Annotated in this window: 20 protein-coding genes; 3 read left to right on the top strand and 17 right to left on the bottom strand. The window is 70.1% G+C overall.

Annotation, left to right across the window (positions count from 1 at the left end):
- Positions 1–151 precede the first annotated feature (151 nt).
- A complete protein-coding gene (locus OWR29_RS18485) occupies positions 152–1363 on the top strand; it encodes an MFS transporter (RefSeq protein ID WP_267564144.1) in 1212 nt (403 codons plus the stop codon).
- On the opposite strand, the gene cobF is transcribed toward OWR29_RS18485, so the two are convergent.
- Both cobF and dinB read right to left on the bottom strand, forming a co-directional pair.
- Positions 1326–2078: a precorrin-6A synthase (deacetylating) gene (gene cobF, locus OWR29_RS18490; RefSeq protein WP_267564145.1), complete on the bottom strand. Its 753-nt coding sequence runs from the start codon at positions 2076–2078 to the stop codon at positions 1326–1328. The genes OWR29_RS18485 and cobF overlap by 38 nt on opposite strands.
- Before the next feature lie 15 nt (positions 2079–2093).
- Positions 2094–3287 (bottom strand): DNA polymerase IV, encoded by a 1194-nt coding sequence (gene dinB, locus OWR29_RS18495; protein WP_267564440.1) that lies wholly within the window; start codon positions 3285–3287, stop codon positions 2094–2096.
- Positions 3288–3303: 16 nt separating this feature from the next.
- Between dinB and OWR29_RS18500 the strand changes: the two genes are divergently transcribed.
- Both OWR29_RS18500 and OWR29_RS18505 read left to right on the top strand, forming a co-directional pair.
- Positions 3304–3747 carry a cupin domain-containing protein gene (locus tag OWR29_RS18500; RefSeq protein ID WP_438872614.1) on the top strand — a complete coding sequence of 148 codons (444 nt, stop codon included), beginning with the start codon at positions 3304–3306 and terminating at the stop codon, positions 3745–3747.
- A 126-nt stretch (positions 3748–3873) separates the two neighbouring features.
- A complete protein-coding gene (locus OWR29_RS18505; protein WP_267564147.1) occupies positions 3874–4260 on the top strand; it encodes an Hsp20/alpha crystallin family protein in 387 nt (128 codons plus the stop codon).
- A gap of 46 nt (positions 4261–4306) precedes the next feature.
- On the opposite strand, the gene OWR29_RS18510 is transcribed toward OWR29_RS18505, so the two are convergent.
- The 15 genes from OWR29_RS18510 to OWR29_RS18580 all read right to left on the bottom strand — a co-directional run bounded on the left by OWR29_RS18510 (position 4307) and on the right by OWR29_RS18580 (position 20883).
- Entirely contained in the window at positions 4307–4930 is a 624-nt protein-coding gene (locus OWR29_RS18510) for a carbohydrate-binding protein (RefSeq protein WP_267564148.1), read from the bottom strand.
- Positions 4931–4932: 2 nt separating this feature from the next.
- Complete coding sequence (locus tag OWR29_RS18515; RefSeq protein ID WP_267564149.1) at positions 4933–5991, bottom strand: ABC transporter ATP-binding protein; 1059 nt, start codon at positions 5989–5991, stop codon at positions 4933–4935.
- An 11-nt stretch (positions 5992–6002) separates the two neighbouring features.
- Complete coding sequence (locus OWR29_RS18520) at positions 6003–7091, bottom strand: ABC transporter ATP-binding protein (RefSeq protein WP_267564150.1); 1089 nt, start codon at positions 7089–7091, stop codon at positions 6003–6005.
- 49 nt (positions 7092–7140) lie between these two features.
- Positions 7141–8118, bottom strand: coding sequence for an ABC transporter permease (locus OWR29_RS18525; RefSeq protein WP_267564151.1), 978 nt, complete (start codon positions 8116–8118; stop codon positions 7141–7143).
- Positions 8119–8277: 159 nt separating this feature from the next.
- The gene (locus tag OWR29_RS18530; RefSeq protein ID WP_267564152.1) at positions 8278–10020 is read right to left on the bottom strand and encodes an ABC transporter substrate-binding protein; all 1743 of its coding nucleotides are present in this window, start codon (positions 10018–10020) and stop codon (positions 8278–8280) included.
- Between the two features lie 31 nt (positions 10021–10051).
- Positions 10052–11077, bottom strand: a complete 1026-nt coding sequence (locus OWR29_RS18535; protein ID WP_267564153.1) for an ABC transporter permease — start codon at positions 11075–11077, stop codon at positions 10052–10054.
- 610 nt (positions 11078–11687) lie between these two features.
- A complete protein-coding gene (locus OWR29_RS18540) occupies positions 11688–12593 on the bottom strand; it encodes a TIGR03619 family F420-dependent LLM class oxidoreductase (protein ID WP_267564154.1) in 906 nt (301 codons plus the stop codon).
- Between the two features lie 9 nt (positions 12594–12602).
- The gene (locus OWR29_RS18545) at positions 12603–14024 is read right to left on the bottom strand and encodes an Hsp70 family protein (protein ID WP_267564155.1); all 1422 of its coding nucleotides are present in this window, start codon (positions 14022–14024) and stop codon (positions 12603–12605) included.
- A gap of 107 nt (positions 14025–14131) precedes the next feature.
- Positions 14132–14806 carry a DUF6766 family protein gene (locus tag OWR29_RS18550; RefSeq protein ID WP_267564156.1) on the bottom strand — a complete coding sequence of 225 codons (675 nt, stop codon included), beginning with the start codon at positions 14804–14806 and terminating at the stop codon, positions 14132–14134.
- Positions 14807–14887: 81 nt separating this feature from the next.
- Positions 14888–15283 carry a hypothetical protein gene (locus tag OWR29_RS18555; protein WP_267564157.1) on the bottom strand — a complete coding sequence of 132 codons (396 nt, stop codon included), beginning with the start codon at positions 15281–15283 and terminating at the stop codon, positions 14888–14890.
- 64 nt (positions 15284–15347) lie between these two features.
- Positions 15348–16052: a tetratricopeptide repeat protein gene (locus OWR29_RS18560; protein WP_267564158.1), complete on the bottom strand. Its 705-nt coding sequence runs from the start codon at positions 16050–16052 to the stop codon at positions 15348–15350.
- Positions 16053–16073: 21 nt separating this feature from the next.
- Complete coding sequence (locus tag OWR29_RS18565) at positions 16074–16724, bottom strand: SDR family oxidoreductase (protein ID WP_267564159.1); 651 nt, start codon at positions 16722–16724, stop codon at positions 16074–16076.
- Positions 16725–16734: 10 nt separating this feature from the next.
- Positions 16735–17733 (bottom strand): LacI family DNA-binding transcriptional regulator, encoded by a 999-nt coding sequence (locus OWR29_RS18570; RefSeq protein WP_267564160.1) that lies wholly within the window; start codon positions 17731–17733, stop codon positions 16735–16737.
- 115 nt (positions 17734–17848) lie between these two features.
- The gene (locus tag OWR29_RS18575; protein ID WP_267564161.1) at positions 17849–19117 is read right to left on the bottom strand and encodes a DUF1996 domain-containing protein; all 1269 of its coding nucleotides are present in this window, start codon (positions 19115–19117) and stop codon (positions 17849–17851) included.
- A complete protein-coding gene (locus OWR29_RS18580; RefSeq protein WP_267564162.1) occupies positions 19114–20883 on the bottom strand; it encodes a galactose-binding domain-containing protein in 1770 nt (589 codons plus the stop codon). The genes OWR29_RS18575 and OWR29_RS18580 overlap by 4 nt, the downstream gene beginning before the upstream one ends.
- Positions 20884–21093 lie beyond the last annotated feature (210 nt).

Here is a 21093-nt window from a genome sequence, read left to right on the forward strand (position 1 = left end):
GAAGAGCGAGTTCCAGCATGGGCGCATGACAACTGCGTGTGGCATCGCTTGGTTTGGCCGGTGCCCTGTGGCTGCTGCGGGCTGATGACCCCCTACTAGCAGCGATCCACCCCGGCGCCGGGTCGGCTTTTCGATACCGGAGTGCTTTCGCATGTCGTCATATCGTCTTTATCTGCTCATCTGCGGGGTCGGCTCGTTCGCGTCGACCACCGCTTTCACCCTGAACCTCATTTATCAGGCGACCGTCGTCGGGCTGTCGCCGCTTCAGCTTGTGCTGGTGGGCACGCTGATGGAGACCGTCTGTTTCGTGGCTCAGGTGCCGACCGGGGTGATCGCCGATCGGTACAGCCGGCGCCTCAGTGTCATCGTCGGCTACCTGCTGATGGGGGCCGGCCTGGTCGTCTGGGGCCTGGTTCCCTCGTACGCCGCGATCCTCGCCGGAACCGTCGTCTGGTCCATCGGTGTGGTCTGTGTGGACGGCGCCGAGGAGGCCTGGGCGTCCGACGAGATCGCGCCCGACCTGGTCACCCGGGCTTTCGTCCGCGGTGGGCAGGTTTACCAGGCCGGCTCTTTCGTGGGCATCGTGGCCGCCGTCGGGCTCACCGCGATCGCCCCGGCCCTGCCCATCGTGGCCGGCGGCGTCGTCACGCTGGCCCTCGGCGTACTGCTGGCGTTCGTCATGACCGAGAACAACTGGAGCCCGGCGCCGGTCGGCTCGTGGCGGTCGATGCACCGCCAGGTCGTCGACGGGGTGCGGACCGTGCGGCACAGCGCTGTCCTCGCCGCCGTCCTGGGCGCGACGCTGTTCGCGGGCATGAGCAGCGAGGGTTTCGACCGTCTGAGCCAGCCGTTCCTGCTGCCCTTCCTGGGCGGCTACCCGGTCGAGCTGGTGTTCGGCGGTCTCGCGATGGCCGCCGCGCTCGGGTCGATCGTGGTGACCGGCCTGGCCGGCAAGTGGATCGACGTCGTCCGGCCGCAGCGGGTCGGCCGGGTGCTGGCCGTCGTGCAGGCGCTCATCGCTCTCGGCATGATCGGCCTCGGCGGGGCCGGTCACTGGTGGGCGGCGGTCGGGCTTTATTTGGGCGTACGTCTGTTGCGTGATTCGGCCGAGCCGGTGCTCAACGTCTGGCTGGTCTCGGCCACCGAGCCGCGCTCCCGGGCGACGGTCTTCTCGATCGTGTCGCAGGCCGACGCGCTCGGGCAGATCGCCGGCGGCCCGCCCGCCGGCCTGGTGGCCCGGCGCCGCTCGATCGGGGCCGGCATCTCGGTGGCGGGCCTGTTCGTCCTGCCCGCCGTGGCCCTCTACACGCTGGCTGCCAAGCGGTCTAGGGAGCCGGTCGCCGCAGCAAGTACGTATCCATGATCCAGCCGTGCTGCTCGCGGGCCGCCGTCCGTGTCTCCACGATCTCGTCGGCGACGTCGGACACGCGGCCCGACCGCAGGATCTCGTCGGGCGTCCCCACGTAGGCGCCCCAGAAGATGTCCACGTCGGGGTACGCGGTGAAGGCCTGCTGGGCGTCGAGCATGACCACCACGTCGTCGACGCCCTCGGGCCAGCCCTCGGCGAGCCGGCGGCCGGTCGTCACCTGGAACGGCCGGCCGACCCGGTTCAGCGGCGCCCGGTGCCGGGCCGCGAGCGCAGAGACGCTGCTGATGCCGGGGATCACCTCGTACTCGAAGGCGATCGTCCCCCGGGCGAGCACCTCGTCGAGGATCGCCATCGACGAGTCGTACAGAGAAGGGTCGCCCCACACCAGGAAGGAGCCGGTCTCGTCCTCACGCAGGTGCTCGAGCAGCATCTCTTCGATGACGAGGGCCCGGCGGTGCCGCCAGTCCTCGACCGTGCCCTCGTAGTCGGCGGGGGTGCGGTCGCGGTCGGGGTCGCGCCCGGTGACCATGCGGCGGGTCGGCTTGGAGTAGCCGCGGATGATCCGCTCCCGCAGGTCGATCATGCTTTGCTTGAGCTCACCCTTGTCGAGCAGGAAGAACACGTCGGTACGCCCGATGGCCTTGGCCGCTTGCAGGGTGAGGTGGTCCGGGTCGCCCGCGCCGATCCCGATCAGACTGATCTTCCGCACCCGCACCAGTCTGCCTCAGTCGGGCAGGATCGGAACCGAGGGGCCCAGTTCGCGGCCGATGGTGGCGGCGCGGGTCAGCGAGGTCGAGCCGAAGCGATCGCGGACGGCATCCACGGCGACGTCGAGGCGGTCGTCCTCGGTGTCGTCGAACAGGGACGGCTGGACGTAGCCGTCGCCGTCGAGGTTGCTGACCGCCACGCCGACCAGGGTGAGGCCGCGTTCGGCGATCAGCGGGTGGGCCTCACGCAGCAGGGCCCGGGCGGTGGTCTGGATGGCCCGGGTCTGCATGGTGGCCTTGAGCAGCGAGCGGGAGCGGGTGGCGCGGCCGAAGTCGTCGAAGCGCAGGCGCACCGTGACCGTGCGGCCGGCCCGGTGGGCGCTGCGCATGCGACGGCTCACCCGGTCGACCAGCGCGTCGAGGGTGGCTTCGATCTCGGTGAACGGGCGTTGCCGGCGGCCCAGGGCACACTGAGCACCGATCGAGCCGCGGCGGTGTCCCACCCGTACGCGCCGGGGGTCTCGATTTTGCGAAAGCGCATGCAGGTGGCGGCCGGCGCCGGGGCCGAGCATGGAGACCAGCGCGGCCTCGCCGATGCGGGCCACGTCGCCGACCGTGTTGATGCGGTGCTCGCGCAGCTTGGCCGAGGTGACCGGGCCGACGCCCCACAGGCGCTCGATCGGCAGCGGGTGCAGGAAAGCCAGCTCGGTGCCGGCGGCCACCTCGAGCAGACCGTCCGGCTTGCCGACGGCGCTGGCCACCTTGGCCAGGAACTTCGTGCCCGCGATGCCGACCGTGATGGGCAGGCCGACCTGGGCCCGCACCTCGGCCCGCAGGCGGGCCGCGATCTCACGCGGGGTGCCGCTGACCCGCAGCAGGCCGCCGACGTCGAGGAACGCCTCGTCGATGGAGATGCCCTCGACCAGGGGTGTGGTGTCGCGGAAGATCTCGAAGACCGCCTTGCTGGCCGTCGAGTAGGCCTTCATGCGGGGCGCGACCAGGATGGCCGACGGGCACAGGGCCCGGGCCTGGCTGATGCCCATGGGGGTGCGGACGCCGCGGGCCTTGGCCTCGTAGCTGGCGGCGAGCACGACCCCGCCCCCGACCAGCACCGGACGCCCGCGCAGGGCGGGATCGTCACGCTGCTCGACCGACGCGTAGAAGGCGTCGAGGTCGGCATGCAGGATCGCCACCGCGTCACTATAGAACATTTGTTCGAAAACCAGAATGATCGGCATGACGCGACCACCCCTGGCCGAACGCTTCGACCTGCAGCCGCACCCCGAGGGCGGCTGGTTCCGTGAGACGTACCGTTCCGCGCAGACCTTTCACCCCGAGGGGTACGCCGGTGAGCGCGCCGCCGCGACCGGCATCTACTTCCTGCTGCACCCGGGCGAGCGGTCGGCCTGGCATGTCGTGCGCTCCGACGAGTTGTGGTTCTGGCACGGCGGAGGACCGCTGACCCTACGGTTCGGCGGTGACGGTGAGCACCCGGTCGAGGAGAGAACCGTCACGCTGGGTGTCGGTGACGGCCACCACCCGCAGGTGCTGATCCCGGCCGGCGTGTGGCAGGCGGCCGGGCCCGCCAGCACGGAATATGTGCTGGTCAGCTGTGTCGTGGCGCCGGGCTTCGACTTCGCCGACTTCAGGCTGGACGACAACGGATCGTAACGAACAATTTGCCCGGATGGTGACGCCGGTCATGTCCTCAGGGGAATTCGAGGACCACAATCTCCGTTGGTCAGAAACGGCCCCGGGCCCTACCCCGCCCGGGCCGACGCAATGGAGGAAGCCACCATGTCGCCTCACGGCGCGACGGTTCGGGAGCTCGACCAGCTCACCTGCCGCGTGTTCGACAGCACCCGCAGTTCCGGGGCGCGCCTCGCCGCGTACCGGATCGACGGGACCTTCTACGTCGACATCGACCTGCCGGGAATCGACAAGGCCGGTATCGACATCTCGGTGGAGGACGGCGTCCTGACCCTCCGCGCGGAGCGTCGCGCGGATGCGGCCGAGGCCGGCGCCCCGGCCACCGGCCCGGTCACTCGCGAGGTCGACCTGAGCGAGGCCGAGTCGCTGGACACCGACCGCCTCGAGGCGCGGTGTGACAACGGAGTGGTCACCTTGAACATTCCGGTCGTCCACGAGCCCCGGACGAGCGAACTGGCGGCGGCCGCCGCCTGACGCGAGGAAAGCCGTGCGATTCGCACGGCTTTCTCCGTATGAAGACCTAGTGGACGAACTGCAGCCAGTTCAGATTGACGAACTCGTTGCCGTCGTCCCGCACGAAGACCAGGAAGACCGTGTGCTTACCGGTCGTCGGCTCGATGTCGACCTGGTCGGTGCGCCACTTCTGCCACCCGCCCGTACGCGTGACGTTGAGCGTGCCGGCGGCCGGCCCCTCGGCGCTGTCGAGCCGGATCTCCATCCGCCCGCGCTCGGCGTCCGACGCCACCCGCACGTCGAGTTTGGTCGCCGCCACCGGCCCGAAGTCGACGTCGTCGAAGCGCAGCTGGTCGCCGTTGGCGATCCAGCCCACGTTCTCGCCGCCGCCCTCGTCCTCGGTCGGCTGCGCCTGGATGCCCACGTTGCCGTCGGCCGCCTCGGCCTCCAGCTTCGCGTAGATCGTCGGCACCAGCGAAGGCGACGGCGACGGCGGCGACGGCTCCGAAGAAGCCGGCGGCGCGACAGCGGCAGCCGCCGGCGGGGCCGTCAAGGGCGCCGGCGAATCCTGCCAGCGGCCGAGGCCGTAGCCGGCGAGAACCAGCCCGAGCCCGGCCAGCGCGATCAACGAGCGCTGCCGGACCCGGTGGGCCTTGGTGCGATAGACGGACGGGCTGGGCGGCGGGACCAAGGTCAGGCCGTCTCCGCGAGGATCGACTCGGCCGGCGGCTCGGCGAAGTGGCACGCCACGCGCTGGGCCGGGGCCCGCTCGATCAGGGCCGGGTCCTCGGTGGCGCAGATGTCCTGCGCCTTCCAGCACCGGGTGCGGAAGCGGCAGCCCGACGGCGGGTCGACCGGGCTCGGCACGTCGCCGACCAGGCGGATCCGGTTCTTCGGGGGCACGCCGCGGACCACGCCGATGTCCGGCACGGCCGAGAGCAGCGCCTGCGTGTACGGGTGCTGCGGCTTCTCGTAGAGGGCGTCGCGCGGCCCCTCCTCGACCACGCGGCCGAGGTACATGACCGCCACCCGGTCGCAGAAGTGCCGCACCACGCCCAGGTCGTGCGCGATGAAGACGAACGCGATGCCGAGCTCTTGCCGCAGGCTCTCGAGCAGGTTCATGACCTGGGCCTGGATCGACACGTCGAGCGCGGACACCGGCTCGTCGGCCACGATGATCTTCGGCCGGGCCGCCAGCGCCCGGGCGATGCCGATGCGCTGCCGCTGACCGCCGGAGAACTCGTGCGGGTAGCGGTTGTAGTGCTCGGGGTTCAGGCCGACGACCTCGAGCAGCTCCTGGACGCGGGCCAGCTCGCCGCTCTTGGCCACCATGCCGTGCGTACGCAGGGCCGTGCCCACGATCGTGCCGACCGTGTGCCGCGGGTTCAGCGACGAGTACGGGTCCTGGAAGATCAGCTGGATCTCGCGGCGGTACGGGCGCAGCTTGCGCTCGGACATGTGCGCGATGTCGACACCCTGGTAGCGGATCTCGCCGGCGGTGGGCTCGAGCAGCCGCGTGATCAGGCGCGCGGTCGTCGACTTGCCACAGCCGGACTCGCCGACCAGGCCGATCGTCTCGCCCGGCGACACGGTCAGGTCGACGCCGTCGACGGCCTGCACCCACTGGGTCTTGCGGGCCAGCAGGCCGTCGCCCTTGGCCTTGAAGTGCATCTTGACGCCGTCGAGCTCGAGCAGCGGCGCCCCGGGCACCGAGCGGACGCCGGACTTGGCGGGGGTGGTGGCAGCGGTCATGGTCGTCCCTCTTACGGCAGCCGGGGCAGAACTTCGGTCTCGAAGACCTTGTCGGGTTCCTTCAGGTGGCACCGCGAGGTGCGGCCCAGATCGGCCGTCCGCGGGATCAGGTCGGGCCGCAGGGTGGTGCACCAGTCGTCGGGCACCCGGTCTTTGAACTCGCAGCGCGGGTGGAACGGGCATCCGGACGGCACCGCGAGCAGGCTGGGCGGCGTGCCGGGGATCGGGTGCAGCGGCTGCGGTTCGCCGGTGAGCGCCGGGATGCTTTCGAGCAGACCCCACGCGTACGGGTGAAGGGGCTCACCGAGAATCTTGTTCACAGGGCCGTGCTCGACGGCCGTGCCCGCGTACATGACCAGGATGTCGTCGGCGATCTCGGCCACCACGCCCAGGTCGTGGGTGATGAAGACGACGGCCGAGCCGAAGTCGCGCTGCAGGTCGGCGATCAGGTCGAGGATCTGCGCCTGCACGGTCACGTCGAGCGCGGTCGTGGGCTCGTCGGCGATCAGCAGCTTGGGGTCGTTGACCAGCGCCATGGCGATCATCGCGCGCTGCCGCATGCCGCCCGAGAACTCGTGCGGGTACTGGTCGACGCGGCGGCGCGGGTTGGGGATGCCGACCCGGCCCAGCATGTCGATCGCGCGTTCCTTGGCCGCCCGCTTGCTCACATTGTTGTGCGCCCGGTACGACTCCATGATCTGGCTGCCGACCGTGAAGTACGGGTGCAGTGACGACTGCGGGTCCTGGAAGATCATCGCGGCGTCGCCGCCGCGGAAGCCCTCGAGGTCTTTGTCGCTCATGTTGACGACCTCGCGGCCGCCGACCTTGATCGAGCCGGTGATCCGGGCGACCCGGCGGTCGTGCAGGCCTAGGACGGCCATGCTGGACACGCTCTTGCCCGAGCCGGACTCGCCGACGATGGCCAGCGTGCGGCGCAGCGGGACCGAATAGCTCAGGCCCTGCACGGCCCGCACCAGGCCGTCGGCCGTGGGGAACTGCACCTGCAGGTCGGTGACCTCGAGGTAGGCCTCCTCGCCGGCCGCCGCCTCGCGGGGGGCGCGGGTCACCGTCTGCGGGACGCCGGTGGTCTGGTCGCTCATGCTGCCGCCTTCGTGCTGCGGGGAGTGGATTGCGGGATACGGACCGGGATCATCCGAGCCGGACCCGCGGGTCGAGGAACGTGTAGACGATGTCCACGACCAGGTTCATCAGGACAAGCACCACCGAGCCGATGAGCACGCCGCCCATGAGCACGGGGAGGTCGTACTGCCCGAACGCCCGCAGGGTGAGCAGGCCGAGGCCGGGCAGGTTGAAGATGGTCTCGGTGAAGATCGCGCCGGTGAGCTGGAACGCCAGGTCGATGCCGAAGATCGTCACGACCGGGGTCAGGCCGGCCCGCAGGCCGTGGCGGTAGACGACCCGCCGGCGGCTGATGCCCTTGGACGTCGCGGTGCGGACGAAGTCCTGCCCCAGCGCCTCGATCATCGACGCTCGCGAGTAGCGGGTGTAGGACGCCGCGTTGGTCACGCCGATCGTCAACCAGGCCGCGAGCAGACCGCCGGCCCACAGTAAGGGGTTGTCGAGGAACGGGTGATATCGCGAGTCGGGCAGGAAGGTGGCGTAGAGGGCGATCATCAGGGCGAAGACGAAGTACGGGATGGACTGGACGACCAGGGTCGTGCCGACCACGAACCGGTCGAGCGACGTTCCTCGTACTTGAGCCGCGATCGTGCCGCTCAGGATGCCGACGATGAGGTAGACGACGGCGCCGCCGATGACGATGGAGACGGTCACGGGCAGGGCCGCGCCGATCAGCTTGGTGACCGGCTGGCCGAGCGTGTAGGAGTAGCCCAGGCAGGGCGCGTCGCAGTGCCGGACGACGCCGCCGGTGGAGTACTCACGCCCGACGACGATGCCCTTCATGTACAGCAGAACCTGCTCGGCCTTCGGCTGGTCGAGGCCGAGGCTCGACTCGATGTCGGCCACCCGCTCGGGCGTGCAGCGCGGGCCGCAGATGACGCCGGCCGGGTCGGTCGGGGCGAAGAAGAACAGCGCGAAGCTGGCCACCAGCGTCACGATCACGACGGAGATCGCGCTCAGGACGCGTTTCAGGATGTACAGCAGCACCGCTTGCTCCTCTTTCATCACGGCGCCGGGGGTGGGCCCGGGAAGTGGATCGGACGCGCGTGGGGTGGCCGCGGCGCCGGAGGTCTCTATCTTGCGCCCGGGGTGGCCCGGCCCGCTCAGCGGCAGGCCGGACCACCCCGGGATTCAGCAGTTACTGCGTCAGCTCTTCAGGAACATGTTCACGAAGAGCGGCATACCCATGGTCGGGTCACCTGCCGTGGTGCCCACGTTGGTGCCCTTCACGACGGCCAGCTTGTCGTAGTAGGTCGGCAGAGCGACGTACTGCTCCATGACCTTCTTGTCGAGCGCGGCCCACTTCGAGGTCGACTCCTCCGCCGGCAGGTTGGCGATGTCGTCGATCTCCTTGTCGAGCGCCTTGTCGCTCAGCATGCCCCAGCTCTGACCGTCGGCGATGCTGTGCGTCTGGAACAGCACCGGGAACCAGGAGCCACCGGTGGGCCAGTCGGAGCACCAGCCGGCCGGGCTCTGGCCCATGTTGACCGGGGCGTCGTAGTCGCCCTTCTTGGTCCGCAGGTCGGCGGTGGAGACACCGATCGGCTTGACCTTGAAGCCCGCCTTGGTCAGCGCGTCGGCCCGGATCTGGCTGACCTGCTGGGTGAGCGGCTTGGTGTTGTCGAAGTAGTACGACAGCTCGAAGCCGGACTTGCCGGCCGCCTCGAGCATGGCCTTGGCCGCCGCCGGGTCACCGGCGCCCGAACCGGCCAGGTCGGCGATCGGGGTGTACTTCTCGTAGCCCTGCACCGAGGGCGGCATGACCGTGCTGGCCGTCTCGGCCACGTAGTCGTTGAGGCCGGCCGCCTTGTAGAGCGCGTCGTACGGGTACGCCTTGGCGACCGCCTTGCGGACCTCCAGCGGGATCTTCCGGGTGTCCAGCTGCCACACGATCGTGCAGGAGCTCTGACCCTGAACCAGCTGCTCACGCTTGTCGCCGGTCAGCTGCGGGATCAGCGAGGCGTCCAGCTCGTCGTAGTTGATCGAGTTGGCGTCCTGGCCGTTGCTGTTCAGCACGGCCTGCTGCGACTTGATGGCGTCGCCGCCCCACTGGAAGTTGAAGCCGTCCAGGTACTGGTGGCGCACCGGGTCGGTGTTCGGGTCCCAGTTGGTGTTCTTCTCGAGCACCAGCGAGGTGCCGGCCTGGTAGCTCTTGAACTTGTAGGGGCCGGTCGCCAGCGGCTTGTTCTTGTAGTCCTGCCGGGTGTCCTTCTCCTTGGGGATCGGAGTGAACATCGGGAAGGTCATGTAGAACGGCAGGTCGGAGAACTGCTTGGCCAGGTGGATGATCAGGGTGTCGGTGCCCTGGGTCTCCACGCCGGCGTAGGTGTCGCCGTCCTTGTACGGGCCCTTGTACTTGTCGCCGTCCTTGAAGTACTGCAGCTGGTACGTCGGGCCGTTGACGTAGATGTCGTGGGCGAACGACCGCTTGATCGAGTACGCGAGGTCCTCGACCTTGACCGGCGTGCCGTCCTCGTACTTGATGTTCGGCTGCATCTTGAAGGTCCACGTCAGGTTGTCAGCCGACGGGGTGCCGAGGTCGGTGAGGTCCGGGACGAGAACAGCCTTGCCGTCGCGGATGTCGAACTGCGTCGGCGTACGGAAGAGCGTCTTGCCGATCTCGTTCGAGTCGACGTAGTAGATGTCCGTCGGGTCGAGGGTGTTCGGCGTCGTCTGGGCCACGACATTGAGGACGCCGCCGGGGCGGGCACCCTCGATCTCCTTGGCCGGACCCTTGGCGTTGGGGTCGGTCGCGTTGACCTGAGTCGTGATCTTGTTGTCGTCGCCGCTGCCCTGGGTGTCGTTGTTCGACGACGGGCTGCTGCAGCCGGCCACACCGAGCGCCACGGCGGCGGTGGCCGCAATGGCAACGTTAAATCGCCTTGCCATTTCTCCTCTTCTCATACTGGGCGTCACCACGTCACCGTCGGGTGCGGGGATCGAATGCGTCACGAATCGAGTCGCCGAGCAGGCTCAGCGCGAGCACGAGGATCGTGATGGCGGCCACCGGGATCCACAGGTAGAGCGGATCGGCCCGGTACCAGTTCTGGGCGGCGTAGATGGTCAGGCCCCAGGACGGTGTCGGCTCGGTGAGACCGACGCCGAGGTAGGTGAGGCCGGCCTCGGTGACGATGTAGGCCGGCAGCGCCATCGAGACCGAGATGACGATGGGTGCGACCAGGTTGGGCAGCAGCTCTTTGAACAGCACCTTGCGGGTGGGCACGCCGAGCACCTTGGCCGCGGCGATGAACTCGCGTTCGCGCAGGCCGAGCACCTCACCGCGGATCAGCCGGGCCAGGCTGGCCCAGCCGAAGAACGACAGCACGAGGATCAGCGAGTAGAACCGCACGTTGGCGACCTCGTCGTTGGCCACGTTCTCGGTGTTGCCCACGAACACGGCCAGCAGGGCGGCCGGGACGGCGATGGCGAACAGCAGGTACGGCAGGCTCAGCACGAAGTCGATGACCCAGGACAGGATCCGGTCGACCCAGCCGCCCAGGAAGCCGGCGAGCAGGCCGACGACCACGCCGATGATCGTGGTGATCACGGTGACCGAACCGGCCACGATCAGTGACGGGCGGGCGCCGTAGACCCAGCGCGCGAACAGGTCGCGGCCCAGGCGCGGCTCGATGCCGAACCAGTGCTCGCCGTTGGGCGCGATGGTCGGGTAGCCGTACTGGTCGATCAGGTTCTGGTTCAGCGTGGCCGGGTCCTGCCCCTCGAGCTTGGCCAGCAGGGGGGCGAAGATCGCGATCAGCACGAAGAACAAGAAGATGGACCCGCAGATCACCGCGATTTTGTCCTTGCGCAGGCGCGCCAGGGCGATCTGGGTCGGCGACTTCCGCCGGGTGTCCACCTTCTTCTCGGACTCGCCGGTCGGCGCCGTAATCGGGTCGGTCGACTCACCCTTGCGGGCGAGCCCGGCCTCTTCGATCAGCGGTTCCAAGCGTCGGTCACCTCCATCGGACGACACACCTCACATGCGCCGTGCGTGAGAGGTATTCGGATGCTGCGCTGGGAAAGGTAGCCCGGATCTCGGTCGTAGGAAATGAGTTGACGCATCGAATGAATAACAGCCCGCTGAAAGCAGGCGACGGCGGACGTCACAACCATCCCCCGTCTCGTACGGTGCGAAGTGCTACTCGCACGGATAAATCGGTCGTAACGTCGTTCAACTTGATCACCAATGTCCGGTTTGGAATATCAGAGGGCAATCGTACTGTTGCGCAAAGTTATCGAAGTCATCCTCGCCGGGCCGCCGCCCGCTGTTTCGCCCGCGTTTCCTGACAGTGTCGATCTTGGCGACCGACCGCCGTTGGTTTCTACGGCGATGACCGTGCGTCGGCGCAAGATCTTCGGTCGGCACGCCATTACGGGGTCGTATCGACGGCCATCCCGCCCATCGGAACGCGGTTGTCCGGTGATCTTCGGTGCTCCGGCGTATCGCCGGGGCTACGCGCAGTAGGGCCGGGAAAGGTCGTCATACGGAGACGACGGCCATTCCGATAACGAATCGGGGAGCCATTCGCCGCCCTTTCCAGACTTCGAAGTCGGTCTTAGCCGGTCGGCGCGAGGGCGGTCAGGATCTCGTCGGCCCGCGCCCGGGCCGGTTCGCGGCCGGCGCCGGGCCCGCCGATGAGCGGGTCCCAGTTGAGGTCGTAGAACAGCTCGGTGACGCCCGCCTCGGCGTACCGCTGCGCCCCGGCCCGGATCTGGGCCCAGTCGCCGGAGAGCGGGACGGCATCGTCGCGCCGGCCCGGCCGCACGACGCCGCGCACCACGATGCGTACGTCGTCGGGGTCGCGGCCCGCCTCCTCGGCCGCCCGGCGCACGACCTGCGCGCCCCGGGCGATCTGGTCGTACGTCAGCCGGCTGCTGCTCACCCAGCCCGCGCCCAGCCGCCCGGCCCGGCGCAACGCGGCGTCGGCCGTGCCCCCGAGCAGCACCGGCGGGCCGCCCGGCTGCATCGGCGGCGGGGCCATCGTGCTGGGCGGCACGCGGTAGAGCTCGCCCTCGAACGACGCCACCGGGTCGTTCCACAGCGTCCGCAGCACTTCGAGGTATTCGCGCATCCGCCGGCCGCGCGGGTGCGGATCGGAGCCGGTGGCCGCGAACTCGGGCTCGGACCAGCCCGTGCCCAGCCCCAGGTCGAGGCGGCCGCCCGAGAGCAGGTCGAGCGTGGCGGCCTGCTTGGCCAGGTGGGCCGGGGAGACGTACGGGATGTTGATCACCGCCACCCCGAGCCGGACCCGGCTGGTGCGGGCGGCGGCGAAGGCCAGCGCGATCAGCGGGTCGAGCACGCTGCGGTAGACCGGGTCCAGCGACTGATCGGCCCCCACCAGCAGGCGCTGGAACGTCCAGAGCCCGTGGTAGCCGAGCTCTTCGGCCCGCTGCGCGAACCGGCCCAGCGACTGCGGCCCGGCCCACGCGCCGGACACCGGGGCGCCGCAACTGATCAGCATCGGCACAGATTATCCGGAGTGCCGCCGGTATTCGGCGGCCAGTGCCTGCCCCAGCTCGGCCAGGCGGACATCGGGCGCGGCCGCCTGCACGGCCGTGATGAAGGCGGAGTACGCCGAGGCCAGCCCGCCCAGGTGGCTGTTCTGCAGCAGCAGCATGTACGTCGCCTCGGCGGTCCGCCGGAAGTCGGCCGGGGTCTCGGCGGGCGGCCCGGCCGGTCCGGGCGGATCCGGGGTCTCGGCCGGCTCCTCGGCGTCGGGGCCGACCTCGGGCACCGCCATCTCGGCCCGCAGCCGCAGGCTGGCGCTGAGCAGCCCGACCGGCGAGCCCTCGAACAGCGACGCCGGCTCGTAGTCGCGGGCCACCAGCCCGGCGCCGCGCGCCACCAGCTCGTCCGGGTCCAGGTCGGTGCGGATGCGGGCCGCGCCCCAGCCGAGGTAGGCGGCCAGCCGGTCGCGGAGGGCCGGGATCCGGGTCGAGCCGCCGGCCAGCACCACCTGGTCGATGTCGGCCCAGCCCACGCCGTGCACCGTGCGGGCGGCCGCGATGGCCTCGCTCAGCAGGTCGAGCGAGCGCTGCACGTCCGGTTCGATCATCGCCTCGAAGGCGCGCCGGCTCAGCGGCACGCTCGCGCTGACGGTGGCCGTGAGCCGGGGCAGCTCGAGCGTGGTGGTCTCGGCCTCGGACAGTTCACGCTTGCGGATCTCGGCCTCCCAGCGGATCCGGCGGCGGATGGCCAGGTCTTGGCCGAGGTCGACGTGGTGCCGCTCGCGGATCCGGCGCAGCACGTAGCCGACGATCAGCTCGTCGAAGTCGTCGCCGCCCAGCAGCTGGTCGCCGGCCGTGCCGAGCACGTCGACCGTGCCGTCGGCGACCCGCACGACCGAGGCGTCGAAGGTGCCGCCGCCCAGGTCGTAGATCGCGTACGTGCCGGGCGGGGCGTCCACGCCGAGCACCATGGCCGCGGCCACCGGGTCCTCGACCAGCCGGCGCACGTTGAGCTGGGCCAGCCCGGCCGCCTCGCGCAGGGCCCGCCGCTGCGCCTCGCCGGCCGCGGCCGACACGGTGATCACGGCGTCGTGGATGGGCTCGCCGATGAACGTCTCGGCCTGCCGCTTGAGCTCGATCAGCAGGTAGGCGCAGATGTCCCGGGGCAGACAGGCCCGGCCGCGGAACCGCACCTGCTGACCGCTGCCGAGCCGGCGCTTGATGCCGGCGATCACGTTCTCGGGGTCACCGGCCGGCGGCGCCCCGGCCACGACGTGGCCCGATCTGTCCTGCCCGACCGAGGCGGGCATGGTGGCCGCGCCGGTGGGACCGCGCACGACCAACGGCTTGGCGCCGTCCCAGACCGAGATCGCGCACGAGCTGGTGCCGAGGTCGATCCCGACCACACGATGGAAAGAGGGGTACGCGTCGGGATGCTCGGTCAAGGCCGCCCCCTGTGACCAGCAGTGCTCGGTGCTGCTGACCGTCAAATTAGCGACTCGGCGGCACAGATCACGATCGATCCGTCGGACATCCGACGAACGCTGGACACCTATCCCTCGACGCCGGTGGCCTCGTGCGGGGAGCCGACCGGCTTGGACTGCGAGGATCCGCGCTGGCGCAGATAGATGGCCAGGATCGCCATCGACGCCACCGCGAGCAGTTCGGACTGCCAGTTCTGCAGGGTGCGGTTCCAGAAGTCGGGGGCGAGCACGTACTGCCCCCACGAGAGCGGGTCCTGCCGCTCGCTGAGCTGCTCCTCGTTGAAGGCGGCGACCCCGGCCACCGACTGGGCGAGCCAGGAGCCGAGAAATATCAGGCCCATCACCAGTCCCAGCGAGTTCGAGAAGATCCGGGTGCGCCAGCCGCCCGTGCGGGCCCACTTCGGGGAGCGCTCGTCGGAGAACCGGCCGATCTTCTGCTCCTCGTCGGTCTCGCGGCCCGGCTTGTCCAGCGACTTCGACTCCGGCGAGCCCTTCTGCAGCAACCACACGGTCAGCAGGATGAACAGGAAGAACTGCAGGTACTCGGACTGCCAGTTCTCGGCCACGTCGACGCCGAAGCTGGCCGAGGTCACGTAGCGCCAGAACGAGACGTCGGGCAGCCCGGAGGCCCGCTGCGCCTCGTTGAACACGGCCAGGCCGGCGAACGCCTGGCCGACCAGCACCACCAGGAAGAGCCCGCCGAACACGAGCCCGATGGCGTTGTTGCGCAGGAACCGCCTCACCGGTGCAGCACCCCCAGCGTGATGACGTAGGCCAGGCCGGTGACGACGACGATCAGCAGCAGCACGAACAGGGCCCGCATCTCAGTCTCCTTCCACCGTGCAGTCGTACGGGCGGCTGCCCTGCGGGGTGCACCCGGCCGCCACGACCCGCCAGCCGCCCGGGAAGGCGCCCAGGAAGACGGTGTCGTCGTCCAGCTTCACCTGCGCCCACTGCCCGTACACCGAGGTCTCGACGACCGTGCCCGGGCGCGGCAGATCCTTGTCGAGGATCGCCTGCGGGCAGGGTTGGTCCTCGGCCACGGTCTTGAGGGTGCCGGGAGCGAGCACCGCGCAGGCGGCTTCGCCGTCCCCGGCGTCGACCGCCTTCTGCCACCGGACGGCGACACCGGACGCGGCCTCCTCCTGGGAGCCCACCGAGGAACAACCGGCCGCCGAGAGAACGAGGACTCCGGCCGCCAGCACAGACAAGCGGATCACTGCCGCAGCATGCCCGAAATGACACGCGGTTACGCATGATCGAGCGGTCGGCACCCCGGACGGGTCAGGCGGCGGCCCGTTCCGCGTCGGCCAGCGCGTGCTCGGCCCAGCCGATGCGCTGACCGGTCAGGCCGGCCTGACGGGCCTGGTGGACGGCCTCGCGCAGCAGGCGCAGCGCCTCGGCCACGTTGCCCGCGGCCAGCTCGGCCTCGCCCAGGGCCAGCGTGCCGGTGGCCACCCGGCGCGGGTCGCCGTAGCGCTCCCGCAGCACCTGGGACATGCGCAGGTGGCGCAGGCCGCGCTCGGCGTCGCCGGCGACGAAGACGTGGAAGAACCCGATGTGCCGGTGCACCTCGGAGCGCACCATCTCGTCGGCGTAGCTCTCGGCCAGGGCCAGCGCCTCGGTGTAGTACGGCATGGCGGTGGCCCAGTCGCCCCGCAACACCTGGTGGACCAGGCCCAGGCCGAACAGCGACTCGGCGGCGCCGGCCGCGTCGCCGATCTCGCGCTGGATGCGCAGCGCCGCCGTGAACAGCTGCTCCTCGGTCGTCCAGTCGGCCCGCGACAGGTCGCCGCCGATCGCCGCGAAGTGGGCCAGCATGCCCAGCCGGGTCAGGGCGGCCGCCTCCTCCACCGGCTGGCCGTCGTCGCAGGCCCGGCGGCGGGCGCCCTCGAGCATCTGCCAGGCCGGCAGGAAGTCGCCCGTGCGGAACGCCGCCTCGAGCATCGCCTCGCTGCCGGCCGCCAGCAGTGCCCCCGCACTTTCCATGGACGCTACGTTAGCCTTTCATCACGCTCCGACGCCGCGCAGAGCCTCATCGATGGGAGTCGAGCCACCGAACAGCTCGAAGGTCGCCCCCACGGTGCCCGGCGTCGTCAAGCAGGCGGCCACCACGGCGGCCACGTCGTCGCGCGGCACCGGGCCGCGACCGCCCATCTCGCGGCTGACGGTGACCAGGCCGGTGCCCGGGTCGTCGGTCAGGTGCCCCGGGCGCACGATCGTCCAGTCCAGCTCGGGGCGCCCGATGACGTACGCGTCGGCCTCGCCCTTCGCGGCCAGGTAGGCGCCCATCGCCTCGCCGCCCGCGGCCGGGTCGTGCGCACCAATCGACGAGATCATCACGTACCGGCGCACGCCCTCTTCGACGGCGGCGTCGGCGAGCTTGACCGCCCCGCCGAGGTCGACCGTCCGCTTGCGCGCGGGCCCGCTGCCCGGCCCGGCGCCGGCCGCGAAGACGACAGCGTCGGCGCCCTTGACGTACGGCGCGAGCGAGGAGTCGTTCTCGAGGTCGCCGATCACCGGGACCGCGCCCACGGCCTGCAGGTCGGCCGCCTGCTCCGGCTTGCGGATCAGCCCGCGGGCGGTGTGACCGGACTCGGCGAGAAGCTTGAGGAGGCGCAGGGCGATCTGACCGTGGCCGCCGGCAACAAGAATGTCCATGCCTCCCAACCTATGCCGACTCGCGCACCACCAGCGTGGGCTGGAAAGTGACCGAGCGCGGCAGCCGCCCGGGCGTGGCGATGTGGGCCATCAGCACCTCGGCCATCTCGGCCGCCATCTCTTCCACCGGCTGGCGCACGGTGGTCAGCAGCGGCCGGCAGTCGAGCGCGGCGCTGCTGTCGTCGAAGCCGACCACGGCGATGTCGTCGGGCACCCGGCGGCCGAGCTCTTGCAACGCCCGCAGCGCGCCCTCGGCCATCAGGTCGTTGGCCACGAACAGACCGTCGACGTCGGGGTGCTCGGCCAGCAGCCGCCGGGCCGCGGTCTCGCCGCCGGCCCGGGTGAAGTCGCCCTCCACCGACGGCACCGGCCGGTCGGCCAGATGGGCCCGGAAGCCCTCGAGCCGGTCGAGGCCGCTCGGGATGTCCAGCGGCCCGCTGATCGTGGCGAGCCGGGTGCGGCCCAGCGACAGCAGCCGGTCGGCGGCCAGGCGGGCCCCCAGCCGCTGGTCGACGTCGACGAAGCTGACCGCGATGGGCGAGGTCGGCCGGGCCGAGACGACGGCCGGGATGCCCAGCTCGTGCACCTGGCGGGGCAGCGTGTCCTGCTCGTGGCTGCTGATCAGCAGCACCCCGTCCACGTGGCCCTGGCGCAGGTAGCGGATCACCTGGTGGTGGTCGGTGGAGTCGGTCGGGATGACCACCAGGTGGATGTCGTGCGGGCGCAGCGCCCCCGTGGCGCCGGCCGTGATCCGCCCGAAGTACGGGTCGGTGAAGATGCGGTTGAGGAACGAGTGGTTGTCCGGCCGGTCGGGCTCGCTGATCACCAGCGCGACCGAGTTCGAGCGGCGGGTGACCAGGCTGCGGGCGGCCACGTTGGGCACGTAGCCGGTCTCGGCGATGGCCCGCTGCACCATCTCGCGGATCTTGGAGTCGACACTGGGGGCGCCGTTGATCACTCGGGACACGGTCGCGCGCGACACCCCGGCCGCCTCGGCGACCTGGTCCATCGTCGGATGCTGCCCACCGCGCGCGGGCCGGGTTGTCATGCGGTCCGTTATAGCAGCGAGGTGGGGACGGGTGCCGCCGCCGTCAGGTCCACCGCCGGCGACACCCGTGGTCATATCAGGGACGTCCGTTCGTGCCGCACTTGACGATCGGGCGGATGCAGTCGTTCACCCGCCGCGCCAGCTCCTCCACCGGCCAGGCGTTGAAGAAGTCGCCGTGCATCGTGTAGCCCGCGCCGGAGGCCAGCCGGAAGTTGGCCGGGTTGCCGTTGACCGGGTACCGCATGACCTGCCGCAGCTTCGGCACCACGACCGGGTGGCTGGCCGGGCAGGCGTTGTTCACCGGGTACGCCATGTGGCTCTTGTGGTCGGGCGAGTCCAGGTTCACCCCGTCCCAGCAGTGCGGGAAGTCGAGGTACGACTCCAGCATCGTGCCCGGCGGGCAGGTGACGAAGTCGTGCGACGATCCCACCTCACCGGCGTGCAGGCACGACCAGCGCGAGATGGTGTTGTCGTTCGGCCCCGTCGCCTTGGCGTTGCCGGCCACGATCCGCAGGCCCAGCGGGAACGGCTGGGTCTGCGCGATCAGGTCGTCGCGCACACCCTCGCCCAGGTAGTAGAAGATGCCCGTCGTCGGCTCGACCGGGGTGTTGCCGTTGTAGAAGGTCGGGATCCAGTACGACGACTTGTCGATCGACGGGTTGCAGTTGCTGTTCGCGTTGAGCAGATCCTGCGTGGTCGAGAAGGCGTTGGTCACCTCGCTGCCGAAGAAGCTGTGCATGTGCGAGGCGCCGGGCAGACCCGGGAAGATGATCGGGTCGTCGGGCAGGCGGTGGCTGTACGGGCAGTCGGCCAGGAACTCGGCGACGCGGACGGCGCCGGGCGGGATCGTCGGCGTGGTCGTGCCGCCACCACTCCCGTACACCTGGAACTCGGTTAAGGAAACACCCCACTGCGTTGCCCGTACGGTGGTCTCGAGCCGCACGTAGCGCCCGGTGCCCGCGGCCGTGATGCTCTGGCGGCCGCCGGTGGCGTTCGTGGTGCTGTAGAGCGTGCTCCACGACGACCCGTTGGCCGACACCTTGACGCTGAACGCCCGGGCGTACGCGGCCTCCCAGTTGAGCACCACCGACGAGACGGTGGCGCTCGCGCCCAGGTCGACCTGCAGCCACTGCGGGTCGCTGAACGCGCTCGACCAGCGGGTGCCCAAATTGCCGTCCACGGCGTTGGAAGCCGGGAAGGCGGCCGACTCGCTCGAGCTCGCGGTGGCCGTCTTGCCCTGCGAGATCAGGGTGTCGGCGGCGTCGGCCCGGGTGGCGATCGTGAGCACCGACGCGGCCAGCAGCGCCGCGGCGAACACTGCCTTGAAGCGCGGCCGGGCCCTCACTGGTACACCCGCACGTAGTCGACGAGCATCCGCGACGGGAACGGCGTGGTGGCGTCGATCGGGCCGGGGAAGTCGCCACCGACGGCCAGGTTGAGGATCAGGTAGAACTTGTGGTCGAAGATCCACGGGCCGCGGGTGTTCTCCACGGTGTCCTTGGCCGCGTTGAAGACCTGCCGGCCGTCCAGGAAGAACCGGATGCCCTTGCTGTCCCACTCGGCCGCGTACACGTGGAAGTCCTGCGACAGGTCGACGCCGGCCGCGTTCTTCTGGCCGTAGCCGCCACCGCCGTTGTAGGCCGGGGCGTGCAGCGTCGTGTACATCTCGTTGGTGTTGCGGCCCAGGACCTCCATGATGTCGATCTCGCCGTTGTACGGCCACGGGCGTCCACTGAGGAAGTCGTCGCCCATCATCCAGAACGCGGGCCACAGGCCGTTGCCCTTCGGCACCTTGATCCGGGCCTCGAACCGGCCGTACTGGGTGCTGAACTTGCCACCCGTGTTCATCCGGGCCGAGGTGTACTGGCGGCCCTGGTAGTCCTGCCGGCGGGCCTCCATGACCAGGTTGCCCTGACCGTCGGTCTGCGCGTTCTCGCTGTTGGGCGTGTAGTACTGGATCTCGCCGTTCTGCGGGACACCCGGGTCGTACGTCCACTTGGCCGTGCTCGGCTTGGTGCCGGCGGCCTCGTTGAAGTTGTCCTCGAAGACCAGGCGGGAGGCCGGGAACGTCGGGTCGGCCGGCTTGGCCGGCGGGTTCACCGGGGCGCCGCCGGTGCCGTAGATGCTGAACTCCCACAGCGAGTAGCCGTAGGCGCTGCTGCGCTGGGTGCCGTACATCCGGACGTAGCGGCCGGTGCCGGTGGCGTTGATGACGTCCTTGAGGCCGTCACCGGTCGTCGTGGTGTAGATGGGCGACCAGTTCGCGTTGTCGTTCGACACCTGGATCTGGTAGCTGCGGGCGTACGCCGGGTCCCACTGCAGCACGACCTGGCTGATCTGGGCCGTGGCGCCCAGGTCGACCGAGATCCAGCCGGGGTCGACCCAGCCGTTGGTCGAGCTGGTGGCCCAGCGGCTGGCCGGGTCGTTGTCGAACGCCTTGTCCGGGCTGCACGGGTTGCAGTTGACGTCGTTCTGCCACGTTGACGCGGCCGCGGGCTTGTTGTACGACAGCAGCCGCGTCGAGCCGGTCGGCGGCGTCGTCGGGGGCGTGGTGGGCGGGGTGGTCGGCGGCGTCGTGCCCCCGCCCGAGAACACCTGGAACTCCCAGAACGAGTAGCCGTAGATGGCCAGCGCGCGCTCGGTCAGGTTGATCCGCACGTAGCGGGCGGTGCCGCTCACCGCGATGCTCTGCTGCCCACCGGTGCCGGTCGTGGTCGCGTACGCCTGGGTGTAGGAACTGCCGTTGGTCGAGAACTGGATCGTGAAGGCCTTCGCGTACGCGCCCTCCCAGTTGATGGCGATGCGGCTGACCGCGGTCGGCGCGCCCAGGTCGACCTGCCACCACTGGCTGGGCGAGAACGAGCTGGCCCAGCGGGTGCCGTTGTTGCCGTCGACCGCCTCGCCGGGCTGGTAGGCGCCGGCCACCTCGGTCGAGCTGGCGGTGGCGGGCTTGCCCTGCGAGACGACCACCTCGGCCGCCTCGGCGTTCTGGGTGGTGGCGACAAAGAAGGCGGCGAGCAGGCCCACGAGGGCCACGCCGAGAGTGAGAATCCGGGCCGGAGACAGCCTGCTGCGAGGCGTCCCGAGCCCGTCCAGGACCGGGGATGTCATGGAGGGACTCCAGGGGATCGGGGATGTGAGAACGCGGGGAAGCGCTCTTTGTGTCGTCACTGTTAACCGGCGTGTCGGTGGGTGTCAATGCCTGGTAACAGGGCCGGGAAGCGCTTTCTCAGCGTTCCCGCAGGTGGGGGCACGGACGGGTGTCACGGTTCCGGAACTGCCGTCTGTCCTATTCGCCGGGAAACCCGAAGGAGGTACAGT

This window comes from Paractinoplanes pyxinae (assembly GCF_026626335.1).
Classification (GTDB): domain Bacteria; phylum Actinomycetota; class Actinomycetes; order Mycobacteriales; family Micromonosporaceae; genus Actinoplanes; species Actinoplanes pyxinae.

What these genes read in the sequence shown, in the direction of transcription:
- OWR29_RS18500 (WP_438872614.1), top strand. Translation starts at nt 3,304, where the DNA reads ATGATCGGCATGACGCGACCACCCCTGGCCGAACGCTTCGACCTGCAG.
- OWR29_RS18560 (WP_267564158.1), bottom strand. Translation starts at nt 16,052, where the DNA reads ATGGAAAGTGCGGGGGCACTGCTGGCGGCCGGCAGCGAGGCGATGCTC.
- OWR29_RS18580 (WP_267564162.1), bottom strand. Translation starts at nt 20,883, where the DNA reads ATGACATCCCCGGTCCTGGACGGGCTCGGGACGCCTCGCAGCAGGCTG.
- OWR29_RS18530 (WP_267564152.1), bottom strand. Translation starts at nt 10,020, where the DNA reads ATGGCAAGGCGATTTAACGTTGCCATTGCGGCCACCGCCGCCGTGGCG.
- OWR29_RS18520 (WP_267564150.1), bottom strand. Translation starts at nt 7,091, where the DNA reads ATGAGCGACCAGACCACCGGCGTCCCGCAGACGGTGACCCGCGCCCCC.
- OWR29_RS18570 (WP_267564160.1), bottom strand. Translation starts at nt 17,733, where the DNA reads ATGGACCAGGTCGCCGAGGCGGCCGGGGTGTCGCGCGCGACCGTGTCC.
- OWR29_RS18565 (WP_267564159.1), bottom strand. Translation starts at nt 16,724, where the DNA reads ATGGACATTCTTGTTGCCGGCGGCCACGGTCAGATCGCCCTGCGCCTC.
- OWR29_RS18515 (WP_267564149.1), bottom strand. Translation starts at nt 5,991, where the DNA reads ATGACCGCTGCCACCACCCCCGCCAAGTCCGGCGTCCGCTCGGTGCCC.
- OWR29_RS18485 (WP_267564144.1), top strand. Translation starts at nt 152, where the DNA reads ATGTCGTCATATCGTCTTTATCTGCTCATCTGCGGGGTCGGCTCGTTC.
- dinB (WP_267564440.1), bottom strand. Translation starts at nt 3,287, where the DNA reads ATGTTCTATAGTGACGCGGTGGCGATCCTGCATGCCGACCTCGACGCC.
- OWR29_RS18540 (WP_267564154.1), bottom strand. Translation starts at nt 12,593, where the DNA reads ATGCTGATCAGTTGCGGCGCCCCGGTGTCCGGCGCGTGGGCCGGGCCG.
- OWR29_RS18505 (WP_267564147.1), top strand. Translation starts at nt 3,874, where the DNA reads ATGTCGCCTCACGGCGCGACGGTTCGGGAGCTCGACCAGCTCACCTGC.